This window comes from Alkalibacillus haloalkaliphilus C5, assembly GCF_000269905.1.
GTDB classification, from domain to species: domain Bacteria; phylum Bacillota; class Bacilli; order Bacillales; family Alkalibacillaceae; genus Alkalibacillus; species Alkalibacillus haloalkaliphilus_A.
In genome coordinates, this window is sequence record NZ_AKIF01000206.1 from 1 (window position 1) to 3,892 (window position 3,892).

Genomic DNA, 3,892 nt, shown 5'->3' on the forward strand with positions numbered 1-3,892 from the left:
CGAATAGCGGGTGATTAATACCGAATGGAGCGGATCATTACCGAATAGCGGGTGGTTAATACCGAATGGAGCGGATCATTACCGAATAGGGTGGAGTTAATACCGAATGAAGTGGATAATTACCGAATAAAACAGCGGTGACGTCATCAAGTCACCGCTACTTCACTTTAAAGAATCATATTCCTCCTTGAGCATTCCCATGACAATTTCATCATAGTATTCACCGTCATAGTATATCGCTTGTCGCAATACGCCTTCTTGCGTGAACCCCACTTTTTGATACGTTTGGATTGCACGTGGGTTATGGGAGTAAACTTCAAGTTGTAGTCGATTAAGTTTTAATGTTTCGAAAGCATACTGTAAAGCGAGTTTGACAGCTTGTGTTCCGAACCCTTTCCCGAAATATTCTGTCTTATGTAACGCAATGCGAAATCCTGCATTTTGGTGGGCTTTTTCAATATCTATAATGGCTAAGTCTCCTATTATTTGCTCATCTGTACTTAAGCAAATCGCAAAATCATGTCGCGTATCATCATCTTTTATGCGGTGAAAATGGTTGTATAATTGTTCTAATGTGAAATGTCTAGTTGTGCCAGTTAAATAACGAATGTCCGCATCGAGAGTTGATTGATGAACAGATACCATATCTTCTTTTTGTAATTCACGTAAATAGATTTTCATCACTCATACCTCACTTAACTTTCAATGCCTCATCCATCACAGCTTGATACAACTCATGCCATTTTGGATAATAATCAGCAACATCATGATGATCAATAAACGTCCGCCTGCTAGCTTCATAACCAGCCTCAAAAGGATAAATCTTTTCAATATCCATTCTGTAAAAAACTTGATAGCCAACGATTGGGTATTTACCGTTCGGATCAAAGTTTGGATTGTCATGGTGATCAACTGTAATGGCACCAAGCAGCTGACATGCACCACTGACGTAGCCTTCTTCATAAGCTTCACGTTTAAAACAATCCAAAGGCGTTTCATCTGCTTCGATGTGCCTCCTGGAAAGTCCCAGCCGCGATCGTTTAAGTCGACCATTAGCAATTGTCCATTTTGATCAAAACAAAAACCGTGCACGCTTGTGATCAAATCGCGCGCCGGTAGTTCGTCACTAGCTTGCCAACACAGCTTAACGCAGGCTTTTCCCCAATTAACATAAGTTGAAATCATCGTATTACCTCCACTTCATTTTAATTGCACAACACCTTTTTCCAGTTTAAACCAAAAAGGACAGAAATTCATTAAATTTTTCGTACTTTTATCACACCTTACTTTATCCTTTACGATTCTAATATTGAAGCTACCAACAAAAATCTCTTTACAGGAGGGAATATGAAAGCAAAGGTCTAAATAAATAGGATAAAGCACATTTATTAAATTTGGTGGCATTAGTTGAGACGGGTATCGAACTAGTTGAATTTAATAGTAATGAGAGCATAAATTATATCAAACGATCAAGTTTGGATATGAGTATAAATAGCAAACAGCTCTTATAGGGCTTTAATGTAAGGAGGGGTATTGTGGCAAATATTGAAGATTTGCGCGGTCAAACTATGGGTGGCAATCGTAGACGTAATACGGTGAAACACATTGCAAGACACCATAGTGCAACTGAGGGTGGCGATGTTTGGTCATTTGAAAGACATTGGAAAAGTCGTGGATGGCAGACAGGTGCTATCACGAAATTATTCTGCGTGATGGTACTGTTCAGTTGTGTTATGACGAAGATGTCATTGTCAATGGAATAGCGGACCATAACCGAACGACGTATCATATTTGTTTAGTTGGTAACGGCAGTTTCACGAACGAACAGGAGCGTGTGTGGGAAGAGCGAGCGCGTTACAATATGAGACGGTTCAGTTTAAAGGTAGATAAAGTTTTAGGACACAATGAATTTACAGGAACGCGTACAGGTTGCCCAGGAATTGATATGGATCGCGTACGTTCAAGGATAGAAGGCAGTAGTTCAGACTCTAATGGAGGTACTGACTCCTCAGGCTCTAGTAACAATCTCCTTAGAAATGGCGATTCTGGCAGTAAAGTCGAGCAGTTACAACAAGATTTACTTGAAGTAGGTGAAAGGTTGCCGAGATTTGGCGCTGATGGGATTTTTGGTGACGAAACAGAATCGGCTGTGCGTTCATTCCAACGAAATGCGGGCATACAGGTTGACGGTATTGTAGGGCCTGAAACGCGTCAAGCGTTAGAATCGGCGATGAATGATGATCGTGTGGAACTTCCAAGCGGTATATACAGGCGTGGTAGCCGCGGCGAAGCAGTAAGAAAAATTCAGGAAGCATTGGACAGCGTAAGATTTAGGCCTGGCCCAATTGACGGCATATATGGACCGAAAACTGAAGACGCGGTGCGACGTTTTCAAAAGGTTCATATCCCTCATGAAGTCGACGGCATATACGGGCCTAACACGAAAGAAAAACTAGAAGAAGTCATGCGTGGGTAATTGGTGGTTTGACTCTAGGCGGTAAGAGTCATGATGGTGCAAAAGCAATCTCCTATTCCAATGTAACCTCCTCACGAGCGGTAGTGAGGGGGTTTTTATGTGTTGTGATACATACAACTCTATAAAGCCCAAAAAGACGAACGCCAAATCCAGCGTTCGCCTTCAATCAATAAATCCGATTCGCTCCAACGTAATACTGTGATAGCTATTATCCATCGAATATTTCCAAATGCCGAGTGAAGTCATTAGGGTATTTTAACCAAAACTCAACAGCATATTACGGCTCAATCACTTCCCAGTCGGTACGAGAATTTCAACGTGATTATGGTCTAAATGTGTCAGGTAAGCCGATCAAACGACTCAACATGAAATTGAACGCACCTTAACGAAACAACAGTTAGTTGGTGAGTTAGATACTTACACTGGTGTACCTTACGTCTGGGGCAGCGATTCAGCTGAAGTATGATTATGAGCAGTTTGTTGTTGAGAGGCAGCTTCTGCTGAGCCGTGATCAGCTCCTAATGCAAAGGACATGACAAGAGCAGGCCCGAGCATTACTTTAACTTTCGTTACATTGACGTGTGAAAAGTTGTCAATGACATATTGTTTAAAGTTTTTATATTTTCGCTTTGAGGGAAGTCTGATCGCATCAAGTTCATCAGAGAATTCATTGTAATGATCATCGAGATAAAAAATAAGTGTAAAGCCAGTTTCGTTCAGCTCAAGGCGATAGCCTTTCATGTAATCCATAAGCTGACCTCCTCATCACTTAGTTTCTGCCGAATGAGGAGGTCTATGTTCTGTAAAAACTGGCGTGTATTATTCAGCTTGCATGAGCGCCTTCGCTTTGAACGCTAGCCAAATACTACATATTAAACCAATTGCCGCAGTCCAGGCTAAAACGTTATGAATCATTAAGCCAATACCGACAAATAAAGACACAACCGCAAAAGCAACAGGTGCAAAACCTTCTGAAGCAACAGTGGCAATACTCATCACGCGCCCTTGACGATCATGTGGCGTATGCTCTTGAATAACCGTTAACATTTGTAAATAAACAATCATTGCGGCGAACCCAACAACCGCAGCTAATACCATTAACGCTGGCAGCATTTCCATTCGACTAAAAATGAAAAAGCCAATCATCGTCGCAATAAGCGTCAATATAATAATTCGACCGCGTCGTTTATGAGCAGAAATTTTATAGACGATTATACTGCCAGTAAACGTTCCGACTGATAAACCAACTTCTAATAAACTTAAATGAAAAGCTGTTCCATCTAATGCATCAACAATGAGTGGAAAGCTAATAATAATAGGACCGATTACGAATAAGTTAACCAAACTAATCGTTATAATACCTGAAGAAATTATAGGCGACTGTTTGATGTAGCGCATTCCTAACACGAAGTCATC

At 41.0% G+C, this 3,892-nt stretch carries 6 protein-coding genes; 2 read left to right on the forward strand and 4 right to left on the reverse strand.

The window, feature by feature from the left end; genetic code table 11:
- Window positions 1-162: 162 nt before the first annotated feature.
- Both A194_RS0115295 and A194_RS21220 read right to left on the reverse strand, forming a co-directional pair.
- Window positions 163-681, reverse strand: coding sequence for a GNAT family N-acetyltransferase (locus tag A194_RS0115295; protein WP_017187670.1), 519 nt, complete (start codon window positions 679-681; stop codon window positions 163-165).
- A gap of 10 nt (window positions 682-691) precedes the next feature.
- Complete coding sequence (locus tag A194_RS21220; protein WP_017187671.1) at window positions 692-988, reverse strand: hypothetical protein; 297 nt, start codon at window positions 986-988, stop codon at window positions 692-694.
- A gap of 687 nt (window positions 989-1,675) precedes the next feature.
- Here A194_RS21220 and A194_RS20595 point away from each other — a divergent pair.
- Together A194_RS20595 and A194_RS19915 are read left to right on the forward strand one after the other, a co-directional pair.
- Window positions 1,676-2,476, forward strand: a complete 801-nt coding sequence (locus tag A194_RS20595) for a peptidoglycan recognition protein family protein (protein ID WP_083834328.1) — start codon at window positions 1,676-1,678, stop codon at window positions 2,474-2,476.
- Window positions 2,477-2,712: 236 nt separating this feature from the next.
- Window positions 2,713-2,862 carry a peptidoglycan-binding domain-containing protein gene (locus tag A194_RS19915; protein ID WP_237718783.1) on the forward strand — a complete coding sequence of 50 codons (150 nt, stop codon included), beginning with the start codon at window positions 2,713-2,715 and terminating at the stop codon, window positions 2,860-2,862.
- Window positions 2,863-2,908: 46 nt separating this feature from the next.
- Here A194_RS19915 and A194_RS0115315 read toward each other — a convergent pair whose 3' ends face one another.
- Both A194_RS0115315 and A194_RS0115320 read right to left on the reverse strand, forming a co-directional pair.
- Window positions 2,909-3,226, reverse strand: coding sequence for a hypothetical protein (locus A194_RS0115315; protein ID WP_017187674.1), 318 nt, complete (start codon window positions 3,224-3,226; stop codon window positions 2,909-2,911).
- Between the two features lie 69 nt (window positions 3,227-3,295).
- On the reverse strand, window positions 3,296-3,892 hold a 597-nt coding region (locus A194_RS0115320; RefSeq protein WP_017187675.1), incomplete at its 5' end, for an MFS transporter.

Excerpts from the sequence above, each read along its gene's own strand:
- A194_RS0115295 (WP_017187670.1), bottom strand. The coding sequence starts at position 681 with ATGAAAATCTATTTACGTGAATTACAAAAAGAAGATATGGTATCTGTT.
- A194_RS20595 (WP_083834328.1), top strand. The coding sequence starts at position 1,676 with ATGGCAGACAGGTGCTATCACGAAATTATTCTGCGTGATGGTACTGTT.
- A194_RS0115315 (WP_017187674.1), bottom strand. The coding sequence starts at position 3,226 with ATGGATTACATGAAAGGCTATCGCCTTGAGCTGAACGAAACTGGCTTT.